Annotated in this window: 23 protein-coding genes and 1 pseudogene; 12 read left to right on the top strand and 12 right to left on the bottom strand. The window is 69.3% G+C overall.

The genetic code is table 11. The features are described 5' to 3' along the window. Positions 1-93: 93 nt before the first annotated feature. Positions 94-675: a DUF1415 domain-containing protein gene (locus tag E8D38_RS13905; RefSeq protein ID WP_140631449.1), complete on the top strand. Its 582-nt coding sequence runs from the start codon at positions 94-96 to the stop codon at positions 673-675. A gap of 91 nt (positions 676-766) precedes the next feature. Beyond that, entirely contained in the window at positions 767-1,732 is a 966-nt protein-coding gene (locus E8D38_RS13900) for a threo-3-hydroxy-L-aspartate ammonia-lyase (RefSeq protein WP_140631447.1), read from the top strand. 23 nt (positions 1,733-1,755) lie between these two features. Here the strand turns inward: E8D38_RS13900 and E8D38_RS13895 are convergent, their stop codons facing one another. From E8D38_RS13895 to E8D38_RS13885, 3 genes are read right to left on the bottom strand one after another with little or no spacing between them, the layout of a single operon-like run. Next, positions 1,756-2,391, bottom strand: coding sequence for a DUF1294 domain-containing protein (locus E8D38_RS13895; RefSeq protein WP_140631444.1), 636 nt, complete (start codon positions 2,389-2,391; stop codon positions 1,756-1,758). Then, positions 2,388-2,708: a 2Fe-2S iron-sulfur cluster-binding protein gene (locus tag E8D38_RS13890; RefSeq protein ID WP_140631442.1), complete on the bottom strand. Its 321-nt coding sequence runs from the start codon at positions 2,706-2,708 to the stop codon at positions 2,388-2,390. The genes E8D38_RS13895 and E8D38_RS13890 overlap by 4 nt, the downstream gene beginning before the upstream one ends. Beyond that, entirely contained in the window at positions 2,705-3,325 is a 621-nt protein-coding gene (locus E8D38_RS13885; protein WP_140631440.1) for a DUF938 domain-containing protein, read from the bottom strand. The genes E8D38_RS13890 and E8D38_RS13885 overlap by 4 nt, the downstream gene beginning before the upstream one ends. Before the next feature lie 173 nt (positions 3,326-3,498). Here E8D38_RS13885 and E8D38_RS13880 point away from each other — a divergent pair, with 173 nt between their 5' ends. Next, positions 3,499-3,717 (top strand): hypothetical protein, encoded by a 219-nt coding sequence (locus E8D38_RS13880; RefSeq protein WP_140631437.1) that lies wholly within the window; start codon positions 3,499-3,501, stop codon positions 3,715-3,717. Between the two features lie 244 nt (positions 3,718-3,961). Beyond that, positions 3,962-4,870: a DUF808 domain-containing protein gene (locus tag E8D38_RS13875; protein ID WP_219851743.1), complete on the top strand. Its 909-nt coding sequence runs from the start codon at positions 3,962-3,964 to the stop codon at positions 4,868-4,870. 11 nt (positions 4,871-4,881) lie between these two features. On the opposite strand, the gene E8D38_RS13870 is transcribed toward E8D38_RS13875, so the two are convergent. Next, positions 4,882-6,330, bottom strand: coding sequence for an alpha/beta fold hydrolase (locus tag E8D38_RS13870; RefSeq protein ID WP_140631434.1), 1,449 nt, complete (start codon positions 6,328-6,330; stop codon positions 4,882-4,884). 83 nt (positions 6,331-6,413) lie between these two features. Here E8D38_RS13870 and E8D38_RS13865 point away from each other — a divergent pair, with 83 nt between their 5' ends. The 3 genes from E8D38_RS13865 to E8D38_RS13855 are packed head-to-tail and all read left to right on the top strand — an operon-like array spanning position 6,414 to position 8,228. Continuing rightward, on the top strand, positions 6,414-6,944 hold the full coding sequence (locus E8D38_RS13865) for a methylated-DNA--[protein]-cysteine S-methyltransferase (protein WP_140631431.1): 531 nt from the start codon (positions 6,414-6,416) through the stop codon (positions 6,942-6,944). Between the two features lie 10 nt (positions 6,945-6,954). Beyond that, positions 6,955-7,827, top strand: coding sequence for a helix-turn-helix transcriptional regulator (locus E8D38_RS13860; RefSeq protein WP_140631427.1), 873 nt, complete (start codon positions 6,955-6,957; stop codon positions 7,825-7,827). A 38-nt stretch (positions 7,828-7,865) separates the two neighbouring features. Further along, positions 7,866-8,228, top strand: coding sequence for a VOC family protein (locus E8D38_RS13855; protein ID WP_140631422.1), 363 nt, complete (start codon positions 7,866-7,868; stop codon positions 8,226-8,228). Between the two features lie 37 nt (positions 8,229-8,265). Here E8D38_RS13855 and E8D38_RS13850 read toward each other — a convergent pair whose 3' ends face one another. The 5 genes from E8D38_RS13850 to E8D38_RS13830 all read right to left on the bottom strand — a co-directional run bounded on the left by E8D38_RS13850 (position 8,266) and on the right by E8D38_RS13830 (position 13,076). Continuing rightward, entirely contained in the window at positions 8,266-8,712 is a 447-nt protein-coding gene (locus E8D38_RS13850) for an FKBP-type peptidyl-prolyl cis-trans isomerase (RefSeq protein ID WP_140631416.1), read from the bottom strand. A gap of 51 nt (positions 8,713-8,763) precedes the next feature. Continuing rightward, positions 8,764-10,173, bottom strand: a complete 1,410-nt coding sequence (locus E8D38_RS13845; protein WP_181179136.1) for a PEP-CTERM sorting domain-containing protein — start codon at positions 10,171-10,173, stop codon at positions 8,764-8,766. A gap of 171 nt (positions 10,174-10,344) precedes the next feature. Then, on the bottom strand, positions 10,345-10,671 hold the full coding sequence (locus E8D38_RS13840; RefSeq protein WP_342779543.1) for a hypothetical protein: 327 nt from the start codon (positions 10,669-10,671) through the stop codon (positions 10,345-10,347). 125 nt (positions 10,672-10,796) lie between these two features. Then, positions 10,797-12,425: a chitinase gene (locus E8D38_RS13835; protein ID WP_140631408.1), complete on the bottom strand. Its 1,629-nt coding sequence runs from the start codon at positions 12,423-12,425 to the stop codon at positions 10,797-10,799. Between the two features lie 159 nt (positions 12,426-12,584). Further along, the gene (locus E8D38_RS13830; RefSeq protein ID WP_181179135.1) at positions 12,585-13,076 is read right to left on the bottom strand and encodes a DUF3016 domain-containing protein; all 492 of its coding nucleotides are present in this window, start codon (positions 13,074-13,076) and stop codon (positions 12,585-12,587) included. Positions 13,077-13,141: 65 nt separating this feature from the next. Between E8D38_RS13830 and E8D38_RS13825 the strand changes: the two genes are divergently transcribed. Then, positions 13,142-14,425, top strand: coding sequence for a M16 family metallopeptidase (locus E8D38_RS13825; protein WP_140631402.1), 1,284 nt, complete (start codon positions 13,142-13,144; stop codon positions 14,423-14,425). Here E8D38_RS13825 and E8D38_RS13820 read toward each other — a convergent pair. Next, positions 14,395-15,276 (bottom strand): nucleotidyl transferase AbiEii/AbiGii toxin family protein, encoded by an 882-nt coding sequence (locus tag E8D38_RS13820; RefSeq protein WP_140631398.1) that lies wholly within the window; start codon positions 15,274-15,276, stop codon positions 14,395-14,397. The two genes, E8D38_RS13825 and E8D38_RS13820, sit on opposite strands and share 31 nt — an antisense overlap. Before the next feature lie 90 nt (positions 15,277-15,366). On the opposite strand from E8D38_RS13820, the gene E8D38_RS13815 reads away from it, so the two are divergent. Further along, the gene (locus E8D38_RS13815) at positions 15,367-16,122 is read left to right on the top strand and encodes a metallophosphoesterase family protein (protein WP_140631395.1); all 756 of its coding nucleotides are present in this window, start codon (positions 15,367-15,369) and stop codon (positions 16,120-16,122) included. Positions 16,123-16,125: 3 nt separating this feature from the next. On the opposite strand, the gene E8D38_RS13810 is transcribed toward E8D38_RS13815, so the two are convergent. Further along, positions 16,126-17,664, bottom strand: a complete 1,539-nt coding sequence (locus E8D38_RS13810; protein WP_140631393.1) for an MFS transporter — start codon at positions 17,662-17,664, stop codon at positions 16,126-16,128. A 247-nt stretch (positions 17,665-17,911) separates the two neighbouring features. On the opposite strand from E8D38_RS13810, the pseudogene E8D38_RS28610 reads away from it, so the two are divergent. The 3 genes and pseudogenes from E8D38_RS28610 to E8D38_RS13800 form a co-directional block, all read left to right on the top strand. After that, a pseudogene (locus E8D38_RS28610) lies at positions 17,912-18,328 on the top strand (YciI family protein); the annotation flags it as partial. Between the two features lie 33 nt (positions 18,329-18,361). Further along, a complete protein-coding gene (locus E8D38_RS28605; protein ID WP_219851749.1) occupies positions 18,362-18,826 on the top strand; it encodes a VOC family protein in 465 nt (154 codons plus the stop codon). Continuing rightward, on the top strand, positions 18,823-19,779 hold the full coding sequence (locus tag E8D38_RS13800) for an alpha/beta fold hydrolase (protein ID WP_219851741.1): 957 nt from the start codon (positions 18,823-18,825) through the stop codon (positions 19,777-19,779). The genes E8D38_RS28605 and E8D38_RS13800 overlap by 4 nt, the downstream gene beginning before the upstream one ends. Here E8D38_RS13800 and E8D38_RS13795 read toward each other — a convergent pair. Beyond that, positions 19,739-21,805 (bottom strand): glutamine--tRNA ligase, encoded by a 2,067-nt coding sequence (locus E8D38_RS13795; RefSeq protein WP_140631390.1) that lies wholly within the window; start codon positions 21,803-21,805, stop codon positions 19,739-19,741. The two genes, E8D38_RS13800 and E8D38_RS13795, sit on opposite strands and share 41 nt — an antisense overlap. Positions 21,806-21,955: the final 150 nt, after the last annotated feature.

Genomic DNA, 21,955 nt, shown 5'->3' with positions numbered 1-21,955 from the left:
TGAACGGGCCTCGAGCTTCCCCGGCCTCGCCGCGGGCGTGAAGCCACAGCGGCGCTGCACTGTGTCAACGCGGGGGGCCATACAGTTGCGGCCATGAACACGACAGAGACGAGAGAGGACGACGACAGGGTCGTCGCCGAAACCCGCGCCTGGCTGGTGCGCGCCGTGATCGGGCTCAACCTGTGCCCGTTTGCGAAGGCGGTGCATGTGAAGCAGCAGGTGCGCTACGTGGTGTGCAGCACCAGCGATGCGCAAACGCTGCTGGCCGTGCTGCGGGAGGAGCTGCGCCTGCTGGCCGAAGCCGACCCGGCCGTCGTGGACACGACGCTGCTGATCCACCCCCGCGTGCTCACCGACTTCGCCGACTACAACGACTTCCTCGACGTGGCCGACAGGGCCGTGGCGGAGCTGGGCTACGAGGGCGTGCTGCAGGTGGCCAGCTTCCACCCGCACTACCAGTTCGCCGGCACCGGGCCGGACGACGTGACCAACGCCACCAACCGCTCGCCTTACCCAACCTTGCATCTGTTGCGTGAGGAAAGCATCGACCGCGCGGTGGCTGCATTCCCCGACCCGGACGCCATCTACGAGGCCAACATGCGAACGCTGGAGGCGCTGGGCGCACGAGGCTGGGCCGAGCTGCAGGCGCAGTGCCGCAAGGACGCCGGAGGCTGAGCGCTGTATCAGCGCGCCGGGGCCCACAGTTTCAAATGCGCGCGCAGGGGCTATCGTCGGGCCTCGACCGCCGCCTACAGAGGACGCCCCCATGGACCTGCCCATCACCTGGCCAGACGTCGAAGCCGCTGCCGAACGCCTGAAGGGCGTGGCGCACCGCACGCCGGTGGTCACGTCGCGCCACGTCGACCGGCTCACCGGTGCGCAGGTGTTCTTCAAGTGCGAGAACCTGCAGCGGGTCGGCGCCTTCAAGTTCCGGGGCGCGTACAACACCCTGTCGCAACTCTCGGCCGAGCAGCGCCGCCGCGGCGTGATCGCCTGGTCGTCGGGCAACCATGGCCAGGCGGTCGCGCTGGCCGCGCAACTGCTGGGCATGCCGGCGGTGATCGCGATGCCCGAGGACTCGCCGCCCATCAAGCTGGCCGCCACCCGCGGCTATGGCGCCGAGGTGGTGCTGTATGACCGCTACACCGCGGACCGCGAGCAGATCGGCCGCGACATCGCTGCCGAGCGGGGCATGGCGGTGGTGCCGCCCTACGACCATCCGCACGTGATGGCGGGGCAGGGCACGGCGGTCAAGGAGCTGCTCGAGGAGGTGGGGCCGCTCGACCTGCTGTTCGTCGGCATCGGCGGCGGCGGGCTCATCAGCGGCAGCGCCACGGCGGCCAACCACCTCGCGCCCGCCTGCGAAGTGTGGGGCGTGGAGCCGGAGGCCGGCAACGACGTGCAGCGTTCGCTGCAGCGAGGCGAGCGGGTGGCCATCGAGGTGCCGCGCACCATCGCCGACGCGGCGCAGACCCACCTCGTCGGGGCACTGACCTTCCCGGTGATCCAGCAGCTGGTGAAGGGCGTGCTCACCGTGAGCGATGCGCAGCTGGTTCAGGCGATGCGCCTGTTCGCCGAGAGACTGAAGCTCGTGGTCGAGCCGACCGGCTGCCTGGGCACTGCGGCGCTGCTTGCCAAGCTGCGGCCGGTGGAAGGCAAGCGCGTGGGCGTCATGGTGAGCGGCGGCAACGTGGACCTGTTGCGTTACGCCGAGTGGCTGCGGTCCGCCTGAGGCGCCGCCCGGACGCGGCTGTTTCAGCCGCGTTGCGTGGTTTGCCGCAGCCACGCCAGCAGCCCGCCCCAATGCAGCGCGACCGTGCCCCAGTACACCGCGCGGAACTGCGCCTTGCTGGACTTGTGGCGAAGCACCTGCTGCGCCAGCCAGGCGCCAGGCCAGCCGCCGGCGAGGCTCAAGGCATGCAAACTCGATTCCGGCGTGCGCCAGGCACCGCGTTGCGCGGCGTACTTGTCGCGCCAGTACACGAAGAACGTGATGGCGTTGAGCAGCGCCGCGGCGCCAAGCACCGGCACGGTGAGGTGGCGGTGCCACACAGCCCACAGCAGCACCGCTGCATAGGCCATCATCAGGCAGGCCACGAGCAGGCTGTGCAAGGGCGAAATGCCGGCGGCGGTCTTCGTCGTTGCAGGGCGCGGCCATGGCTGCCTCGACGGGGTCACGGCACGCGACCCGGCGGCATGGACCGCCATCGCTCGCGGGCCTTTGCCGCCCACGTGGATTTCCTCGAAGACGACGTCCAGCCCTTCGCGTGGCGCAGTGCCGGCATCGCGGAAGTCGCGCACGTGAAGAAAGACGTCGGTGCCGCCGGGTGAGCGTATGAAGCCGAAGCCCCGGGCGGCATCCCAGCGCACGATCGTTCCCTGCTTCTTCATCGCTTGCCGGCCTGGGTTTGAACCGAGGCCTCGGACGATGCGATCACCAGCGCAGACGTCGCCCGCGCCACGCAGGGCAGGATCCAGCCCTCGCGCTTTTCCTCGGCCAGCAGGCCCGGCCACTCGATGGTGTATTCGATGGTGCCGCTCAGCAGCCGGCACATGCAGGCGCGGCAGGTGCCGTTGCGGCAGGAACTCGGCAGGCGGATGCCGGCAGCCTGCGCGGCCTTCAGCAGCGGCACGGAGGCCGGCGCGTCGAAGCGCAGCCCGGCCGGCTCGAGGGACACCGGATGGCGCGGCTCTTCGGGGCTGCTCATGCCGCAGGGTGCGCGAACACCAGCATCAGGTTGTTGGCGGGCATGGCGAAGCGCTGCGTCAATGCCAGGCCGGCCTGGTGTGCTTCGGCCAGCACATCGGCGAGGCGGCGCAGCCCCCAGGCCGGGTTGCGTTCACGCAGGTCGGCGTCGAACGACAGGTTGCTGGGCGCAGTGGGCAGGTCGTCGAGCAGGTAGGGGCCATAGGTGATGAGCAAACCGTGCGGCGCCAGGTGGCGCGCCGCACCCTGCATCAGCCCGCGGCAGGTGGCCCACGGCGAGGCATGCAGCATGTTGGCGCAGTAGATCGCATCGACCTGCCCGACCGGCCACTGGGCGGCGGTCACGTCGAGCTGCAGCGGCGCGCGCACATTGGCGATGCCGGCGTCTGCAACCCAGGCCCTGACGGAAGGCAGCACCTGCGGATTGGCGTCGCTGGGCCACCAGGTCCAGGCGGGCAGGGCGGCGGCGAAATGGGCCGCGTGCTGGCCGCTGCCGCAGGCGATCTCGAGCAGGTCGCCGCCCTCGGCGCGCAATACCTGCCGCAGCACCTCGAGGATGGGCTGCTTGTTGCGTTCGGCGGCCGGGCTGTGGGCGCGAGGGTCTTCGGTTGGCGTCATGCGGCGCATTGTGCGGTGAAGCGGGTCGGCCCGAGCGACACTTGTCAGCGCATTTCCTACAAGGCCTCCAGCACCCTTCCGACAGTTCTCACCGGCATGCATCCAGTGATCTCGCGGGCGCGTAGTTCTAAATTGAAGTCATCGGACACACAAACTGGCAAACGGAGATCAACATGAACACCGCGACCCTGCCTCTTTGCGAACAGCAACCCCGCTTCGAACTGCGTTTCCAATCGTTGTTCAGCGAAGGCCGCGCTCTCACATTCCCGTGCGACGACCGGGGCGAGGTGCGCTTCGACCTGATGAGCGAAAAGGCCCGCGCGAACTACCTGTACGCGCGGGTGGTGGTCGGCCGCGAATACGCCACCCCGGCGGTGATGCGCAGCCACTGAGGCGTCTTGCCGCCAGGGCCGCCGAACGGTGGCCCGGTTGATCTCCAACAGCGTTCTCCCGCCGGCTCACCGAGCCGCGCCCCCCGGGCCGCGTCGGCCCACTCCCCCGATCCTGACCTCGCACCCCCGCAGACCGGCGGCGCGGGCATTCACGCCAGCCCGGTACCATGCCGCCCCTGGAGCCGGGCCGGCACGCCGCCTGCATGGCCACACGACACGGGTGACAACGGAGAGGGACTACCTGATGGCCACCAGCCTGCTTGCACTGCTCGACGACATCGCCACCATGCTCGACGACGTGGCGTTGCTGACCAAGGTCGCCGCCAAGAAGACCGCCGGCGTGCTGGGCGACGATCTCGCGCTCAATGCCCAGCAGGTGGCAGGGGTGGCGGCCGACCGCGAGCTGCCGGTGGTCTGGGCGGTGGCCAAGGGCTCGGCGGTCAACAAGGCCATCCTGGTGCCGGCGGCGCTGGCGATCAGCGTGTTCGCCCCCGGGCTCATCACGCCGCTGCTGATGATCGGCGGCGCCTTCCTGTGTTTCGAAGGTGTCGAGAAGCTCGCGCACAAGTTCCTGCACAGTCAGGCTGAAGACGATGCCCACCATGCCGAACTCACGCAGGCGCTTTCCGATCCGAACGTGGACCTGGTGGCGCTGGAGAAGGACAAGATCAAGGGCGCGGTGCGCACCGACTTCATCCTGTCGGCCGAGATCATCGTCATCTCGCTCGGGGCCGTGGCAGGCGCCAGCTTTGCCACCCAGGTGGGCGTGCTGATCGGCATCGCCGTGCTCATGACCATCGGCGTGTATGGCCTCGTGGCCGGCATCGTGAAGCTCGACGACTTCGGCCTGTACCTGAGCCGCAGCAGTCGCGCGGCGACCCGCAGCATCGGCGATGCCATCGTGAAGGGCGCGCCCTACCTGATGAAGGGCCTGTCGATCGCCGGCACGGCGGCCATGTTCCTGGTGGGCGGCGGCATCCTGGTGCACGGGCTGCCGGTGGTTCACCACGGCCTCCAGGGACTGGAGCACGGCGCCGGCCCGGTGCTGGGAGCGCTGGTGCTGCCGGTGGGCGGCGCGCTGTTCGGCGTGGTCGCCGGGGCCGTGGTGCTGGCGGTGGTGGGTGGCGCGAAGAAGGTCTTCGGCAGGCGCTGAGGTCCCGCCCCTCAGTCGGCGGCGGGCACCGGCCAGATGCGGTGGGCATCGGCGGGCCGGCCGGCGCTCTCGACCTCGCTGACCGAGAAGTAGACCCGGCTCGGTGTCGGCATGTCGATGCTCCTTTCGCTGGCCGACACCGTGGCGCCGGCGAAGTCGAGGTGGCTGGCGGCCGCGCGCAGCCCGATGCGGCCCTTGAGCCGCACGGCGGTGGCCATGATGCGGCTGCGCTGCGCATCGAGTGCCACGCCGCTGGCCGCATCGATGACCGAATGTTCCAGCGTCGCGGACGAGCCCACCATCACCAGCCGGCCGATGCGCGCGTGCTCGATGCGAACGCCGTGGCAGTTTTCCAGCGTGAGGCTTTCGTACACGCCGCTGTAGCGCCTGCCGGAAGCGTTGCGGCAGGCGACCTGGCCCTGCTCGCCTGGGGGCACTTCGGCCTCGAACCGGGGCGCCAGCGGCTCCGCAAGAGCAGACATCAGCAGGCGGTTGAACCGCTGCGGCTGCTCGGTCATCGGCACGTGCTGCGCGCCGTCGATGACCTGCCAGCGGGCGTCGGGCAGCCGTGCAGCGAGCAGTGCGCCGGTGCGCGGCGGCGCCACCGGGTCGTCGCGGCCCCAGATCACCGTGGTGGGCGCCCGCAGTTCGCGGATCGCCTGTGTGAAGTCGTGCTCGACGAGCCCGAGCGCCGCATCCACCTGCGTGTGGCCGCCCAGCAGGGCCTGCCGGACCCGGGGTGTGTCGACCAGCCAGCGGCTGAAGTCGAAACGGTCGTCCAGCATGCTGAACAAGCCGCGGTGCAGCGCGTTGACCCGGTCGCCGGCAGCCGCCAGGAAACGATCGACCGGTTCGAAGCCGAACGCGGGCGCCGCCGGTCGGGTGAGATGCTGCGCGAACACCGACTTGTGCAGGATGCCGGCGGCGTCCACCAGCACCAGCCGGTCCACGCGGTCGGCGTGGCGGTGGGCGAAGTGCAGGCTGGCCGCGCCGCCGAGCGAATGGCCCACCACATGCACCCGCCGGCCGGGGGCGTGAAGGTCCAGCACCGCGGCCAGCGTCTGCCCCAGCTGTTCGAACGAATGCACGCCGGCGGGCGCTGGCGACGCGCCAAAGCCGGGCAGGTCGAGCGCGATCACGTGGAACCGCTGTGCGAGGGGCTCCAGGGTGGCGCGCCAGTCGCGGTGCGCGTTGTTGCCCAGGCCGTGCACCAGCAGCACCGTCTGCGCTTGTTGCTGGCCTGCCTCTGCGACGAGCACATGCTGCCCGCCCGGCAGTTCGGTACAGCTGTAGCGCAGGCCGGCCAGCCTGGCGGGCGGCACGGGGGCGTTGCCTGCGGGCGTGGCCAGCCGATCCTGGCAGGGGCTCTCGACAGGTGTGGCGGCGGCCAGGCCCGAGGCGGTGGCCCAGGCGAACACCAGGGCCAGGCTGCGGCCCAGGGCCGGTCGGGTCAGTCGCATCAGGGCGGAAGTCCTCTCGGGGAAGGGTCGCGATTGTGCCGCGGCCGACACGCCTGCCGTTGCGGCGGCATGATGTGCAACCCATGAAAGCCACAAGTTTTGCCAGCTTCGAGACCGCCATCGGCCGCTGCGGCATCGCGTGGAACGAGCACGAGGCGGTGGTGGCGGTGCGCCTGCCTGCGCTCGACGGCGCGCCGCGGTCGCGCAGCTTCGCGTCGGCCGGCGAGGCGGTGCCGCCGCCCGCAGTGGCGGCCGCGATCGACGGCATCGTGGCCTTGCTGCAGGGCCAGGCGCGAGACCTGGCCGAGGTGCCGCTGGACATGCAGGACCTGCCGGCATTCGATCGCCGGGTGTATGAGCTGGCGCGCCGCATCGCGCCCGGCCACACGCTCACCTATGGCGAGCTGGCCCGGCAGCTGGGGGAGCCGGGTGCCGCGCGCCGGGTGGGCCAGGCGCTCGGTCGCAATCCCTTCCCGCTGGTGGTCCCTTGCCACCGGGTGCTGGCGGCCGGGGGCCAGACCGGCGGCTTTTCCGCGCCGGGGGGCGTGGAGACCAAGCTCAGGCTGCTGGCCATCGAGGGCGCCACGCTGAACGGCACGCTGCCGCTGTTCTGAACAGGCTGCCATGAAAGCGCCGCGCCCCTCCACCGTCTTGCTGCATGAAGACTCTGCGCTGCGCGTGTGGGACTACTGCTGCCAGGCCGGCCCGGGCGACCGGCCGTTCACCGAGCTGCATGGCCGGCACTCGGTGTCGTACGTGCGCAGGGGCAGCTTCGGCTACCGCTGCCGGGGCGTGACTTCCGAGCTGGTGGCCGGCTCGGTGCTGGTGGGGCGGGCCGGCGACGAATACGTGTGCACCCATGACCACCATGTGTGCGGCGACGAGTGCCTCTCGTTCCACCTGTCGTCCGAACTGGCGGAAGGCATTGCCGGCCGGGCCGGCAGTGCCTGGCAGAGCCGGGGGCTGCCGCCCTTGCCCGAGCTGGTGGTGATGGGCGAGCTGGCCCAGGCGGCCGCCGACGGCCGCAATGATGTGGGAGTGGATGAAGCCGGGCTGCTGCTGGCGGCCAGGTTCATGGCGCTGGTCTCGACCACACGGGCCTCGGTTGCGGCCGGGGCACTGCGGGCGTCTGACCGGCGGCGTGCCGTCGAGGCAGCGCTCTGGCTCGATGCCCATTCGCACGATGCCGGCATCGACCTCGAGCGCAGCGCAGCCCAGGCGCAGCTGAGCCCGTTCCACTTCCTGCGGCTGTTCGCCAAGGTGGTGGGTGTCACGCCGCACCAGTACCTCGTGCGTTCGCGCCTGCGCCATGCGGCGCGCCTGCTGGCCGACGAAGACCGTTCCATCACCGACGTCGCCTACGACGTGGGCTTCAACGACCTGTCGAACTTCGTGCGCACCTTCGGCCGTGCGGCCGGTGTGTCGCCACGGGGCTTCCGCCAGGCCGCGCGCGGCGAGCGCAAGTTTCTCCAAGACCGGATCGAGCGCCGTTCCTAGCATCACCTGCGTCCATTCATTCATGACGGAGGTGAACCATGTTCGATCACATCGGCATCAAGGCCCGCGACCTGAGTGCCAGCGTGCGCTTCTACACCGAGGCACTGGCCCCCCTCGGGCACGTGCTCGGCTACAGCGACGATACCTGCGCCGGCTTCGGCCCCAAGGACGCGCCGGCGCTGTGGATCTACGCCACCAAGGAAGGCGCCGGCCCCGGCACGCATGTGGCCTTCGCCGCGAAGGACCACCAGGCCGTGCAGGGCTTCCATCGCAAGGGCATTGAAGCGGGCGGCCGCGACAACGGCGCGCCCGGCCCTCGCGAGCACTACTCGCCGACCTACTACGCAGCCTTCCTGATCGACCCGGACGGCAACAACGTGGAGGCGGTCTGCCTCAAGTAGCGTTCATCAGGTGGCGTTCCGCCAGGGTGGCTTGCTTTCACTTGCCGGCGATGGCCAGCAGCTCCACCTCGAAGTGCAGCGTGGCATTGGGCGGGATCACGCCGCCAGCGCCACGCTCGCCGTAGGCGATGCCGGGCGGGCAGGTGAGCCGGGCCTTGCCGCCCACCTTCATGCGCTGCACGCCTTCGGTCCAGCACTTGATCACGCGCGACAGCGGAAACTCCGCCGGCGTGCCGCGCTTGTAGGAGCTGTCGAACTCGGTGCCATCGGGCAGCGTGCCCTTGTAGTGGACCTTCACCGTGTCGGCGGCCACCGGGCTGGCTCCGGTGCCTTCCTTCAGCGAGCGGTACACGAGGCCGCTGGCGGTGACCACCGCACCGGGTTCCTTGGCCGCGTCTGCAGCGGCCTTGGACTGTGCCCAGGCGCTGCAGGCGAGGGCGGCAGCGGCGACAAGTGTGGCGGTGCGCAGGAAGGCGGTGTTCATCGGGGCGGTCTCCGAGACAAGGGAAGGGCCGCCATCATCGTCGCTGTGCCCTCAGGCGGCAACCTCCCGCGGGCCGTGCCGCACGGTACCCGTGCTCGTGGCCAGGCGAGCCGAAGCGCTGCCGACGCGCCGGCGCAGCCGCACCCACAAGGTCAGTGCACCTGCCAGCAGCATGGCCCAGGTGGCAGGCTCCGGCACCTGCGTGAGCAGGAAGATGCCGCGCAACCCGCCGGCGGTGATGCCGTACAGGGTGATGTGCCCGACGTCGTTCATGTGCACGCTGTACGGGTCGATCTGGCTGATGTCGTTGAACGAGGCCGCCAGCGAGGCGCTCAGGTCGATGAGCCGCCCGTCGCGCCACAGGAAGGCGTGCTGTACCGGGTTGCCCTTGTAGTCGAGCTCGTCCAGCTCGGCCACGCCGACGACGTCGCCGCGTTCATTGACCTGCAGCGCCACACTGCCAAGCCCGCCGAAGGTGCCCAGGTCGCGCATCGTGCCGTCGCGCCACAGGAAGGCGCGGTGGAAGAGGCCGCTGCCGTCGACGGCGGAGCTGCCCACCACGTCGCCGGCGTTGTTGAGGTCCCAGGCGTTGCTGTCCCTGCCGCCGAGCGTGCCGAGGTCGGTCATCACACCGTTGTCCCACAGGTAGGCATGCCGCGGCGCCTCGCTCAGCGGGCCGGCCAGGGTGGACGTGCCGGCGATCTGCCCGGCCTCGTTGATGCCGGCCGTGGTGGCGATGGCTCCGCCCAGCGTGCCGAGGTCGATGGTCGTGCCGTTGCGCCAGGTGAAGGCGCGCACCGTGTCGCTGCCGGGCCGGTGGCCCTGGCCCACCACCTGGCCGGCATTGTTGAGGCCGGTCGCCACGGTGTAGGCGCCCCAGCCGAGCGTGTGGCGCTGGCCGTTGCGGTCGTACAGGAAGGCGCTTTGCACCGCGTCGAGCGAGCCTGGGTACTGCAGGGACGCCGTGCCGACGGCCTCGCCGACGTCGTTGACATGCGAGGCACGGCTCCACGCTGCGTTCGGCGGGCCGGGCTGGGTGTAGCGGGCGCCGTCCGGGTGATGGATGTAGGCGATGGTGCGCGGCGGGTCGCCACGGTCGAGCGCGCCGCCGACGATGTAGCCGGTGTTGCTGATGTCGGCGGCCGAACCGCCGGGCAGGCCGAGGTTGGCGATCTCGCTCAGGCGGCCGTTGCTGTAGAGCACCGAGGTCGAGGCGCCGCCGGGTCCCCACACGCCGCCGACGATGCGGCCGGCATTGTCGATGTCGGCCACGAACATCTCGGTGTAGCCGGGCAGCATGCCGACATGGCTCCAGGTGCCGAGCACCGGCTGCTGTTGCTGCTGCGCATGGCCCGGTGCGACCGCCATGACGGCCGCCACCAGCAGCAGCTGTCGGATGATGCGGCGCGCGGCCGAACACGACGGCGCGCACGCAGGCTGGCCGGAAAGCTGGTGGTCCATGCCGACTTCTCCCTGTGCCATTCGCCGCCCGGCAGCGCAGCCGGGCCCGGGGGTCGGATGACTATAGGAAGCCGCCGCAGCGCTTTCCGTGTCGGCAAGACTCTCTTACGACTCTCGTACTTTTGCGACACCAGAGCGACACCAGAGCGACCCGGGTCGCCACGCGCTTCGTCAACGCAGGCTCTGCGTCACCTGCGCGCAGACGTTGGTGCCGGTGATCGTCAGGCGCAGCCCGCCGCCGTGCCACTCGAGCCATTGCAGTGCCACGTAGTCGTCGATCACCCCGTCTTCGATCATGTCGGCGCGTCGCCTCGCCAGCAGGGCTGCGGTGGCCGGCAGTGCCTCGCGCAGGTATTCGCGGCGCTCCGCCGGAAGGCCTGCATGGGCTGCCGCGGCCATCCAGGCGTGTGTCGCGGCCATCGCCCTCGCCCTGCCGCCGGCACTGGAGCCCTTGCTGTTCGGTGCGTTGCGGGCGAGTTGCGAGGGCTTGTTGGCCATGTCGATCTCCAGTGAAGGCCCAACATAGCACCCGAACATGACAAGGCCTGCCCGCCTCGGACTGCCAGGATGGGTATTGCCGTGCGGCGCGAAATACCGCACGGCGCGAAGGCCCGGACGATCGATCAGGGCTGCTGGTTCAGGTAGCTGCGGTGACCCTTCGCGAACGCATAGCCGTTGGTGCGGTCCCAGTTGATCGACCAGGTCATGATGCCGCGCAGGCTGGGTTGTGCCGCCTTGGGCCTGTAGCTGCCGCAGTTCACCAGCTTCATCAGGCAGTCCATCGCCTGTTGCCCCTGGGCCACCGTGATGTACCCGCCCGACGGCGCCGCGCCCGGTGTGGCCGGCACGCCGAAGCCCACCTGATCGGCACGCAGCGGCGGGAAGAAGCGGCCCGGGTCGCGGCCGACGTTGAAGCCGGTCAGCAGCATGTCGGTCATGGCCACCTGGAAGTCGACGGTGCCCTGGCTGTACGCCTTTTCATCGGTGGCGGTGATGCTGCCGGTGTTGTAGTGCTGCACATGAAGCAGGGTGAGCTCGTTGCGCAGCCCGTGGATGATGCCCAGGTAGCCGCCCCAGATGCCGCCGGAGACGCCGTAGCCGCCTTGTACGTAGGCGGTCTCGGGCGCCATGGTGACGGAGAAGTTGGTGCCGAAGCGGGCCTTCAGCGCCTTCACACCGGCGATGAGATGCACCACCTGCGCGGTCTGCGGATTGCGGAAGTCCTCGCCGGCGCCGATCGACAGGTTGTTCTCGATGTCGACGTCGATGCCGTTGAAACCGTACCTGGCGATGATGTCGCCCATCGTCCTGATGAACTGCTCGCGCGCGGCCAGCGTGTCGAGAATGATCACGCCGTTGGCGCCGCCGAGGGAGATCTGCACCCGCTTGCCCTTGGCCTGCTTGGCCTTCACGTCGGCGATGAACTCGGCCTCGTTGAAGGCCTTGTCGAGCACGAACTTCGCGGTACCCACCGGCGCGAACGGATCGCCTTCGGCGAACGACACATTGATGATGTCGTACTCGTCGGGCACGTCACGCAGCGGCATGGTGCCGGTGCCGTTGTCGAAGTTGTGCCAGTAGCCCACCACCACATGCCTGGGAAGGCCCGACACCGGCGGGGGCGTCGGTGTGGGCGAGGGGGTCGGTGCGGGCGACGGGGTCGGCGTGGGAGCAGGGGTCGGGGCGGGCGTGGGTGCCGGTGTCGGGGCCGGTGTCGGCGCACCACCGATGCAGGCGCCGAGATCCACCCAGGGCTTGCCGCTGCCGACGTTGCTCGGTGGCACTTCGTTCTGTGTCCACCACTGCGCGCGGTAGTTGCGGCTGCCGTACGACGCCAGAGAGCCGTTGGTGTAGACGGCACTGCTGTTCCAGGGAGTGTGACAACCGGTGGTCGGCGCGGGAGAGGGCGCAGGGGTCGGCGACGGCCGTGGCGTGGGCGCCGGCGTGGGCGCCGGTGTGGGTGCCGGTGTGGGTGCAGGCGTCGGCACCGGTGTCGGGGCGGGCGCGGGGCCGCTGCTGACGCCGAGGTCCTTCCAGAGGCTGGGCGTGGAAGCAGGCGTCCAGCCGGCGCCGACGTGAGCCGTGTGCGTGACGAGTGCCTGGTAGTCGCGGCCGCCGTAGGTGACCACCGTGCCGGCGGCATAGGTGCTGCCTTCCTGCCACAACGGCGCCGCATGGGCCGCCAGCACGCCGCCTGCCAGTGCGAGCGCTGCGAACAGCTGATGGAGACGGGTGAGTCGGATCGGGTTCATCGTCGCGGTCCTCCATGGTTGGCGCGCGACAGTACCAGTGATGCATACCAAAATCAATATTGGTATTGTCATTCTGCCGATACTGGTAACTGATTGGTATCTTTATGGCCGCAAAAAAGGCCGCTCAGAGGCGGCCCGAGGCGTTGGAGCCGAGGTGCTCTACGGCGCCGAAGCGAACCGCTCGCGGAACCATTCGGCGAGCATGCGTTTTTCGTAGTACAGCGACTCCTGCGCAAAGCCGAAGGCCGAGCGCATCTGGTAGGTCATGTCGGAGACGCTTTCCTCGCGCGGCTGTGCCGCGGCACCGCCTTCGCCTTGCAAGGTGTAGCGCAGGATGATGCGCGGCCAGTCGGCGCCGCCGCGCGCGATGCGCATGTCGGTGCCGCGCCGCGTGGGCCGCATTTCGCCGGCCAGGTCGACCTGGAGCACCTCGATCTTGAGTGCTTGCCCTTCCGGCAGATGGCGCTGGCCGAGCGCCTTCAGGTGTTCCTCGAGGATCCTCAGGTTGCGGGCTTCGTCGCGAAACTTGTCGCCGGCATCGACGTAGCGATCGACATCGACGAACGAGACCTCCACCGGCCCCGCGAGGGCGGGCGCCGCTGCGGCCGCACAGATGCCGTACAACAGCCAGGTGCGAAATTGCATGGACATGGTGACCTCTGGGAGTTCGAGTGCATGGAATTCTGCGCCCGCCGAGGTCGCCCGACAATCGCGCGATGTCCAGTCCATCACCTGCTCCTGATTCCGACACCTTCGTGGCCACGCTCGACAACGGCGTGCGGGTGCTCGCCATCGCGCTGCCCCACGTCGAGAGCGCCAGCGTCAGCGTCTTCGTGCGCACCGGCAGCCGCAACGAGAGCCCGCGGCAGAACGGCATCAGCCATGTGGTCGAGCACATGGCCTTCAAGGGCACCCGCACCCGCAGCTGCCAGCAGATCAACCTCGACGCCGAGGTGCTGGGCGCCGAGGTCAATGCGCACACCGACAAGGACCACACCGCCTTCCACATGCGCGGCCTGGCCCGGCATGCGCAGGCCTTCCTGCCGATGCTGGCCGACATCGTGATGCACAGCACCTTCCCGGAGGCCGAGCTCGAGCGGGAGCGCCAGGTGCTGCTGCAGGAATACGCCGAAGAGGATGACGACGCGCTCGCCGCGGCCTACAAGCTCTTCGACCAGCTGTGCTACGGCAAGCACGGCATCGCCCAGCCGGTGATCGGCACGCGCCGCAACATAGAGCGGTTCACCAGCGACGAGCTGCGCGCCTACGTGCAGCAGCAGTACAGCGCGGCCAATGTGGTGGTCGGCGTGGCGGGCAACATCGACCCGCAAGCAGTGGTGCAGCAGGCGCGGCAAGCCTTTGCCGGCCTGCCCGCAGGCAGCGCGCACCAGACGACGGCGCCCGCCTTCCTGGGCGGCTTCGCGGCCCGCCGCATGGCAGGCGTGAGCCAGAGCCACGTGGTGCTGGGCTTTCCGCTGCCACCCCTCGCAGACGATGCCCACCATGCCGGCATCGTGGCCGCGGCGCTGTTCGGCGAGGGCATGAGTTCGCCGCTGATGGACGAGATCCGCGAGCGCCGGGGGCTGGTTTACTACGCCGCCTGTTCAGCCGACGTGGCCGACGTGGCCGGGCAGTTCGTCATCGAGGCATCGATGGCGCCGGAACACGTGGACGAATTCGCCGTCGAAGTGCAGCGCCTGCTGCGGCAGCAGGCACAGGCGATCGATGCGCAACACCTCGAGCGCGCGCGCAACCAGATCGCCGTGCGCCGGCTCGAGACGCTGGAGCGGCCGTTCCGGCGCATCGAGGAGGCCGTCCAGGACCTCTTCGTGTTCGGCCGCGTGCGCCCGCGAGGCGAGGTCGCCGCCCGCCTGGGCGCGGTGACCGCGCCGCAGGTGCAGGCGGTGTTCGACCGCATGCTGGCATCGCGCGCTTCGGTGGCCATCGCCGGCCGCGTGCGGCAGGGGGCTCAGTCGCCCTGGCGCGCGTTGTCAGGCTGATCCTCGGGTCGCTGCGCGTTGCCTTCCCGGCCGGGGATGGCCCCGGTCCAGTCGGTCACCTGCTGCGGCGTCATGGTGCCGAAAGGCTCGATACGGCCGTCGCGGTAGCCCTGCTGCTCCACGTCGGGCAGGTACTGCTCGCGCGACAGCAGCGTGCCGGCACATACCAGCGTGGGCGGCGGCTCGCGCAGCGTTTCCTGCCGCAGGCGCTCCATCAGGTCGGCCATCACCCACTCGGGCACGCGCGCACGTTCGCTCGGATAGATGAAGCCGTACAGCACCAGGTGGCTCAGGAGCACCCGCCAGTGCGGCCCGAAGCGCCGCAGCAGGCGCTGCCAGTCGAGTTCGGCCGCGCAGTCGCGCAGCAGGTGGGCCACTTCCGCGCCGTCGTAGCGCTCGCGTTCCATCACGAAGGCCTTGGACCAGATGGTCTCTTCGGCCGGCGCCACCTTCACCGGCACGCCCAGCACTTCGGCCGTGATCGCATGGGTGAACCAGCGTTCGTCCACCGAGGCCACCGCATTGCCCGAACTGAAGATCAGGTCCACGAAGTGGCTGTCGTCGCCATCGGCGGCCCACACCTTGCCGAGCCAGTGCGCATAGGCGACCTCGGTGCGATACCCGGCGCGTCGCATCGCGTCCTCGATGCGGGGGTAATCGCTGCGGCAGATGAACAGGTCGAGGTCCTTGGTGGGGCGTTCGATGCCGGTGAAGCAGGCCACCGAGAACGCTCCGCCCAGCAGGTAGGGCAGGTTCTCGGCATTGAGCGTCTCGAGCACCTGCCGGTAGAACGCTGCGGCGGCCGGGTCGATGTTTTCCCACGTGGGTGTCGAGGCGGAGGGCTGCTGCATGCCGGGATTCGGCAAGGTGCGTGCCGTGCCGGTCCGGGCACCTGGTTTGCCGCATGAACGGAATCCCCGATCCACAACAGCGACAAGACGATGGCCGAGGCGACCTCCAGACCGATCCGTTTCGCCGCCGTGGGCGACCTGCATTGCACCAAGGCCTCCGCTGGAAGCCTGCGCGAGCTGTTCGGCCAGGCGGCCGAAGCGGCCGATGCGCTGCTGCTGTGCGGCGACCTCACCGACTACGGGCTGCCCGATGAGGCCAAGGTGCTGGCCGACGAACTGAGCGCAGCCTCCAAGCGGCCCATCGTGGCAGTGCTGGGCAACCACGACTACGAATCGGGGCAGCCCGATGCGGTCCGCCAGGTGCTCATCGACGCCGGCGTGCAGGTCCTCGACGGCGAAGCTTGCGAAGTCCTGGGCGTGGGCATTGCCGGCGCGAAAGGCTTCTGCGGCGGCTTCGGCCGCGGCTCGCTCGGTGCCTGGGGCGAGGCGGCCATCAAGCAGTTCGTCAACGAGGCGATCCAGGAAGCGCTGAAGTTCGAGTCGGCCCTGGCCAAGCTGCGCACGCCGCAGCGCCTGGCCCTGCTGCACTACTCGCCGATTGCCGAAACCGTGCAGGGTGAGCCGCCGGAGATCTTTCCGTTCCTGGGGTCGAGCCGGCTCGAAGACCCGCTGCTGCGCTATCCGGTCAACGCCGTCTTCCACGGCCATGCGCACCGCGGCACGCCGGAGGGGCGCACCGTGAACGGCACGCCGGTCTACAACGTCGCGCGGCCGCTGCTCGCCCGCAGCTTCCTCGAGGGGGTGCCGGCCTTCAAGCTGCTGGAGCTGCCGCCTGCCGCGGCCTGAGCCTCAGCCTGCGGCCTTGCGCAGGATGCGGCCGGAGACCACGCAGGCCGCGATCATGGTCAGCGCGCCCATCACGGCGGTGAGCTGCAGCGCATCGACGAAGGCCATGCGCGAAGCGCCGAGCAGTGCATCGCCCACCGGCCCGGTCATCGACTCCGAGGCCGACACCGCACCGCCGAGCGTGGCCAGGGCGGCCTCGCTCGCACCGGGCGGCACGCCTGCCGGCATGGTGGTGGCCAGCGTGCCCCGGTACAGCGCCGTGCCGGCACTGCCGAACAGGGCAATGCCCAGCGCACCGCTGAACTCGGAGCTGGTCTCGGATACGGCGGAGGCGGCGCCTGCCCGCTCGGGCGGCGCGGCGGTGATGATCATCTCGTTGCCGATGGTGAACACCGGCGCCATGCCCAGGCTCATGATCACCGTGCCGGCCACCAGCAGCGCAAGGCCGGAGCCGCCGTTCCCCACCAGCGCCAGCAGGCCCATGCCGGCGGCTGCCGCCACCAGGCCCCACACCACGATGGCCAGCCGCGACCAGCGCCGTGCCAGTTGCGGCGCGACCAGCGAGCCCACCACGAAGGAAATCGCCCAGGGCAGGGTGGCGAAGCCGGCGTGCAGAGGCGACAGGCCGAGCACCAGTTGCAGGTACTGCGTGATGAAGATGTAGATGCCGAACATCGCCAGGCACGACAGCGCATAGGCCGCGATGGCTGCGCAGAAGGCCGGCTGGCCGAACAGCTTCAGATCCAGCAGCGGGTATTCGAGCCGGCCCTGCCGCCGCACGAAGGCAGCGCCCACCGCCAGGCCGGCCAGCGCCATGGCGGCGCGGCCCCAGTTGAAGCCGTGTTCGGCAACCTGCTTGAGGCCGTAGATCGCCAGCAGCACGGCCACGAGCGATTGCGCCACGCTCACCAGGTCGATCCGCCCGGCGTTCGGGTCGCGGTACTCGGGCAGCAGCGCAGGCCCCACCAGCAGGAGCAGCACCATCACCGGCACCGCGACGAGGAACACCGATCCCCATGGGAAGAACTGCAGCAGCACGCCGCCCACCAGCGGACCGATGGCGCCGCCGAGCGAGAAGCTGGCGATCCAGATGCCGATGGCGAATTGCCGCTCGTGTTCGTCATGGAACATGTTGCGGATGAGGGACATGGTGGACGGGGCCAGCGTGGCGCCCGCGATGCCCAGCAGCGCGCGCATGGCGATCAGCATCTCGGCGCTGCGCGACAGGGCGGCGATGGCCGAGGCCGCCGCGAAGGCAGCCGCGCCGATCAGCAGCAGCTTGCGCCGGCCGATGCGGTCGCCCAGCGTGCCCATCGTGATGAGGAAGCCGGCCACCAGGAAGCCGTAGATGTCGACGATCCACAGCAACTGCGAACTGCTCGGCTTGAGCTCCGCGCTGATGGCCGGCAGCGCGAGGTTGAGCACGGTGAGGTCCATCGCATAGACGAGGCAGGGCAATGCGATGACCGCCATGCCGATCCATTCGCGGCGGCCCGCCTTGGGGCGCGATGGGGCGCTTTGCTGGAGTGTTGAGCTGTTCATGGCGATCGTGTACACGGTTGGGATGATGTGGTGATGACGAACGGCGCGACGCCGCTTCGACAGCGTGGTGCCGCCTTCGTGGAAAACCCGCAGACAGTCCCTGCCATCGCACGCTGTTACACAAAAGGCGCGCAGTGTTGTCGATCCGCGCCGGCCTGAGCCGTCGTGTGATCAGAGCGGCCGGTTTGCGGAGCTCTGAAGACACAACACCACCGCACTCATCAATTCACCCGACAGGAGAGACGTCATGCGATTCATGGTCATCGTCAAGGCAGACAAGAACACCGAAGCGGGCGTGATGCCCACCGAGCAGCTGCTCAAGGAGATGGGCGACTACAACGAACAGCTGGTCAAGGCGGGCGTCATGCTGGCCGGTGAAGGCCTGCAGCCGAGCCGCAAGGGCGCACGGGTCGTGTTCTCCGGCAAGGACCGCAAGGTGGTGGACGGCCCGTTCGCCGAAACGAAGGAGCTGGTCGCCGGCTACTGGATCTGGCAATGCAAGGACCTGAACGAGGCGGTGGAATGGGCCAGGAAGTGCCCGAACCCGACCGGTGAGGAGTCCGTGCTCGAGATCCGCCAGATCTTCGAGGCCGACGACTTCGGCGCCGAGTTCACGCCCGAGCTGCGTGCGCAGGAAGAGCGCCTGCTGGCCGAAGCGAAGAAACTCGACGACGCCCGCAAGAGCGGCAGCGCCCCGGTGAACCCGGTGCCGCCCTCCACCGGCGCCACGCCCTACATCGTGGTGAAGGGCGCCAATGACGCGATCGCCTACTACCAGCGCATCTTCGGCGCCGAGCTGGTGACGCGCATGGACGCGCCCGACGGCCTCGTGATGCACTCCGAGCTCAAGGTCGGGCCGGCGCTGTTCATGCTGACCGAGGAACGGCCCGAGCACGGCTCGCTGAGCCCGCTGACCATCGGCGGCTCCGCCACCACGGCCATCCTCTACGTGCCCGATGCCGACAAGGTGTTCAACGCCGCAGTGGCCTCAGGCGCCAAGGTGCTCATGCCGGTGGGCGACCAGTTCTGGGGCGATCGTTCCGGCTGCATCACCGACCCGTTCGGCCACAACTGGTTCATCTCGACGCACAAGGAAGACCTCACGCCCGCGCAGATCCAGGAGCGTGTGAAAAAGATGTTCGAGGGCGGAGCGCAGCAGTGAAGACCGGCTTGGCGGTGCAGCCGGAGCGGATCTTCCGCGTCAACGGCATCCAGCTGTGCGCGCAGGTCTTCGGCAGCCCCGCCGACCCGGCGCTGCTGCTGATCGGCGGTGCCGCCTCGTCGATGGACTGGTGGGAAGACGGATTCTGCGATCGGCTTGCCGCCGGGGGTCGCCGGGTGATCCGCTACGACCATCGCGACACCGGGCGCTCGACGCACGATGCGCCCGGTGCGCCCACCTACACGCTGGCCGATCTCGTGGCCGATGCGGTGGCCCTTCTCGATGCCCTGGAGGTGCCGCGTGCGCATGTGGCAGGGATCTCGATGGGGGGCGGCATTGCCATGCGCATCGCGCTGGACCACCCGGAGCGTGTGGCTTCGTTGACGCTGCTCTCCACCAGCCCTGGCGGGCCTGGAGAGTCCGACCTGCCGCCGATGTCGCCCGCGCTGGAGGCTTCGTTCGGCGAGGCGGCGCCCAAGCCCGACTGGCGCGATCGCGAAGCCGCCGTGGCCCATATCGTGGCGAGCCTTGGGCCGTTTGCCGGCGGACGAGGCGTGGACGAAGCGCGCATGCGGGAGCTGGTGGGCCGGGTGGTCGACCGCACGCGCAACATCGAAGCCAGCATGACCAACCACTGGATCCTCGGCGGCGAAGGCGAGCCGGTGCGGCCTCGGCTGCAGGAGTTGCGCATGCCGACACTGGTGCTGCATGGCACGGAGGACCCGTTGTTCCCCTATGGGCATGCCCAAGCGCTGGCTCGCGAGATCCATGGAGCGCGGCTCTTGCCGCTGCCCGGCGTGGGGCACGAAATGCCGCCGCCGGCAGTATGGGAGGTGGTCGTGCCGGCGATGCTGGAGCACACCGCGGCAAGTTGCTTCGACGCGGCCGGTGCGCCCTCGCACCGGCCTTGCGCTACTTGCCCCAGCTGTCCTTCAGCCCGACGATCTTGTTGATCACCGCCTTGCCGGCCGAGTGGTCCTTGCGGTCGGCCACGAAGTAGCCGTGCCGCTCGAACTGGAACTTGTCGTCCGGCTTCGCGTTCGCGAGCGACGGCTCCAGGTAGCCGGTGACCACCTTCTTGCTGTCCGGGTTGAGCACCGCCATGAAGTCCTGGCCGCCGGCATCGGGGTTGGCATCGGTGAACAGGCGGTCGTACAGCCGCATCTCGGCCTCGATGGCGTCGTGCACCCCCACCCAGGTGATCACGCCCTTCACCTTCACCGCGTCGGCGCCCGGCGTGCCGCTCTTGGTGTCGGGCACGACGGTGGCGAGCACGGCGGTCACTTCGCCGGTGTCGCTCTTCTCGAAGCCGGTGCACTCGATCACGTAGCCGTATTTGAGCCGCACCTTGTTGCCGGGGAAGAGGCGGAAGAAGCCCTTCGGCGGCACTTCGGCGAAGTCGTCGCGCTCGATCCACACCTCCGGCCCCAGGCTGAAGTGGCGCGTGCCGAGCTCGGGCCGCTGCGGGTGGGCCGGCGCATGGCAGGGCTCTTTGTGGTCCTGGGCGCCGAACACGTCGAACCAGTTGGTGAGCTTGAGCTTGAGCGGGTCGATCACCGCCATGGCGCGCGCCGCCTTGCCTTCGAGGTCTTCGCGCAGCGCGCCTTCGAGGTTGCTGTAGTCGATCCAGCCGCCGGCCTTGCTGACGCCGGTGCGTTCGGCGAAGAGCCGGATGCCCTCGGGTGTGTAGCCGCGCCGGCGCATGCCGACGACGGTGGGCATGCGCGGGTCGTCCCAGCCGTCGACGATGCCCTGGTCCACCAGCGCCCGCAGCTTGCGCTTGCTGGTCACCACATAGGTGAGGTTGAGGCGCGCGAACTCGTACTGGTGCGGCAGGCGGAAGACATTGGGCTCCTGCGATTCGAGCGCATGGGCGAGCAGCGGCGTGAACTGCGCCGTCTCTCGCTTGAGCAGCGCGAAGAAGGCCGGCAGGTCGCGCAGCACCGCGTCGCGGTCATGCTCCCAGCGCACGAAGAGGGCCCGCATCTCGCCTTCGGCGCGGCTGGCGAAGAGCTTGGCGCCTTGGTTGTGGCAGGCGAGGGCGAACTCCTTGCCGGCTTCGAGGCCCGACGCTTCGATCCTGTCGATCAGTTGCCGGACATGGTCGAACTGCGGCGTGCGCAGGATCGGCACGATGCGCTCGAGCAGCCAGTCGTAGAACGGTCGCTGGTCTTCGAATTCGAGCGTGCAGATGCTGTGGGTGATGTTCTCCAGCGCGTCCTCGATGGGGTGGGCGAAGGTGTACATCGGGTAGATGCACCAGGTGTTGCCGGTGTTGTGGTGCTCGGCATGCCGGATGCGGTAGATGGCCGGGTCGCGCAGGTTGATGTTGGGCGAGGCCATGTCGATCCTGGCGCGCAGCACCATCGCACCGTCGCCGAACTTGCCCGCGCGCATCTCGCGAAAGCGCGCGAGGTTGTCCTCGACGCTGCGGTTGCGGTAGGGGCTGTCGACGCCGGGCGTGCCGAAGTCGCCGCGGTTGACCCGCATCTCCTCGGCGCTCTGCTCGTCCACGTAGGCATGGCCGGTCTCGATGAGGTACTCGGCCGCGCGGTACATGAAGTCGAAGTAGCGGCTGGCGTAGTAGAGGTGCGATGTGTTGTTCGCCTCCCAGCCGTAGCCCAGCCACTTCACCGCATCGAGGATGGAATCGACGTACTCCTGCTCTTCCTTCTCGGGGTTGGTGTCGTCGAAGCGCATGTGGCACACCCCGCCGTAGTCCTGCGCCAGGCTGAAGTTGAGCCAGATGCTCTTGGCATGGCCGACATGCAGGTAGCCGTTGGGCTCGGGCGGGAAGCGCGTTCGGATGCGGGCCGGGTCCAGCGGCCCCGCCGCATGGTGGCTGCCGTCGCCCGGCGAGCCGGCGAAGTGCATGCCGCGGTAGGCACCCGTTTCGAGGTCGCGCTCGATCACCGCGCGCAGGAAGTTGCTCGGCTTGTGTTCTTCTTTGGGAGCGTCTTTGGAGGGGCTGGCCGTCATCGAGATGCGCCTGGGAATGAGGGTGGAAACGATCGGACGATTCTATCGACGGCCCCTCTCGTTTACGTCTTTTCACCATTCGCTTGTGAACCGATGGCTGGGACGCCCGTTCAAGAGGGACAACCGCAGGTGCGCTCGACCCTCTCTACC

The organism is Methylibium rhizosphaerae (assembly GCF_006386545.1).
Classification (GTDB): Bacteria; Pseudomonadota; Gammaproteobacteria; order Burkholderiales; family Burkholderiaceae_C; genus Pseudorivibacter; species Pseudorivibacter rhizosphaerae.
The sequence above is the reverse complement of the archived record's forward strand: the minus strand, read 5'-3'. Positions and strand labels throughout refer to the sequence as shown.

What these genes read in the sequence shown, in the direction of transcription:
- E8D38_RS13905 (WP_140631449.1), top strand. Translation starts at nt 94, where the DNA reads ATGAACACGACAGAGACGAGAGAGGACGACGACAGGGTCGTCGCCGAA.
- E8D38_RS13900 (WP_140631447.1), top strand. Translation starts at nt 767, where the DNA reads ATGGACCTGCCCATCACCTGGCCAGACGTCGAAGCCGCTGCCGAACGC.
- E8D38_RS13895 (WP_140631444.1), bottom strand. Translation starts at nt 2,391, where the DNA reads ATGAAGAAGCAGGGAACGATCGTGCGCTGGGATGCCGCCCGGGGCTTC.
- E8D38_RS13890 (WP_140631442.1), bottom strand. Translation starts at nt 2,708, where the DNA reads ATGAGCAGCCCCGAAGAGCCGCGCCATCCGGTGTCCCTCGAGCCGGCC.
- E8D38_RS13885 (WP_140631440.1), bottom strand. Translation starts at nt 3,325, where the DNA reads ATGACGCCAACCGAAGACCCTCGCGCCCACAGCCCGGCCGCCGAACGC.
- E8D38_RS13880 (WP_140631437.1), top strand. Translation starts at nt 3,499, where the DNA reads ATGAACACCGCGACCCTGCCTCTTTGCGAACAGCAACCCCGCTTCGAA.
- E8D38_RS13875 (WP_219851743.1), top strand. Translation starts at nt 3,962, where the DNA reads ATGGCCACCAGCCTGCTTGCACTGCTCGACGACATCGCCACCATGCTC.
- E8D38_RS13870 (WP_140631434.1), bottom strand. Translation starts at nt 6,330, where the DNA reads ATGCGACTGACCCGACCGGCCCTGGGCCGCAGCCTGGCCCTGGTGTTC.
- E8D38_RS13865 (WP_140631431.1), top strand. Translation starts at nt 6,414, where the DNA reads ATGAAAGCCACAAGTTTTGCCAGCTTCGAGACCGCCATCGGCCGCTGC.
- E8D38_RS13860 (WP_140631427.1), top strand. Translation starts at nt 6,955, where the DNA reads ATGAAAGCGCCGCGCCCCTCCACCGTCTTGCTGCATGAAGACTCTGCG.
- E8D38_RS13855 (WP_140631422.1), top strand. Translation starts at nt 7,866, where the DNA reads ATGTTCGATCACATCGGCATCAAGGCCCGCGACCTGAGTGCCAGCGTG.
- E8D38_RS13850 (WP_140631416.1), bottom strand. Translation starts at nt 8,712, where the DNA reads ATGAACACCGCCTTCCTGCGCACCGCCACACTTGTCGCCGCTGCCGCC.
- E8D38_RS13845 (WP_181179136.1), bottom strand. Translation starts at nt 10,173, where the DNA reads ATGGACCACCAGCTTTCCGGCCAGCCTGCGTGCGCGCCGTCGTGTTCG.
- E8D38_RS13840 (WP_342779543.1), bottom strand. Translation starts at nt 10,671, where the DNA reads ATGGCCAACAAGCCCTCGCAACTCGCCCGCAACGCACCGAACAGCAAG.
- E8D38_RS13835 (WP_140631408.1), bottom strand. Translation starts at nt 12,425, where the DNA reads ATGAACCCGATCCGACTCACCCGTCTCCATCAGCTGTTCGCAGCGCTC.
- E8D38_RS13830 (WP_181179135.1), bottom strand. Translation starts at nt 13,076, where the DNA reads ATGTCCATGCAATTTCGCACCTGGCTGTTGTACGGCATCTGTGCGGCC.
- E8D38_RS13825 (WP_140631402.1), top strand. Translation starts at nt 13,142, where the DNA reads ATGTCCAGTCCATCACCTGCTCCTGATTCCGACACCTTCGTGGCCACG.
- E8D38_RS13820 (WP_140631398.1), bottom strand. Translation starts at nt 15,276, where the DNA reads ATGCAGCAGCCCTCCGCCTCGACACCCACGTGGGAAAACATCGACCCG.
- E8D38_RS13815 (WP_140631395.1), top strand. Translation starts at nt 15,367, where the DNA reads ATGGCCGAGGCGACCTCCAGACCGATCCGTTTCGCCGCCGTGGGCGAC.
- E8D38_RS13810 (WP_140631393.1), bottom strand. Translation starts at nt 17,664, where the DNA reads ATGAACAGCTCAACACTCCAGCAAAGCGCCCCATCGCGCCCCAAGGCG.
- E8D38_RS13795 (WP_140631390.1), bottom strand. Translation starts at nt 21,805, where the DNA reads ATGACGGCCAGCCCCTCCAAAGACGCTCCCAAAGAAGAACACAAGCCG.